At 35.2% G+C, this 392-nt stretch carries 1 protein-coding gene; it reads left to right on the forward strand.

All coding sequences use genetic code 11. The annotated features are described in order from the left end of the window. Window positions 1-392: His/Gly/Thr/Pro-type tRNA ligase C-terminal domain-containing protein (locus FUA24_RS23495; protein WP_246147151.1), on the forward strand; the 392-nt coding region annotated here is incomplete at both ends.

Here is a 392-nt window from a genome sequence, read left to right on the forward strand (position 1 = left end):
ACGTATGGGCAACTTCTTGGGGTGTTTCAACACGCTTAATGGGAGCGCTTATTATGACGCATAGTGATGATAATGGCCTGGTTTTACCTCCAAATTTAGCACCTTATCAAGTTGTAATTGTTCCTATATATAAAAATGAAGAGCAATTTGAAGCTATAAGTAAAGTAGCTGAAGATATAATTAGTGACTTAAGAGAACGAAATATATCTGTTAAGTTTGATAAACGTGATACTTTAAGACCAGGCGCTAAATTTGCCCAACATGAGTTACAAGGTGTGCCTTTACGAATTGCAGTAGGACCAAAAGATTTAGAAGATGGAACTGTTGAAGTTGCGCGTAGAGATACCTTAACCAAACAAACAGTTATTTTAGATAGAATAAATGTTGTAATT

Source organism: Seonamhaeicola marinus, from assembly GCF_008085455.1.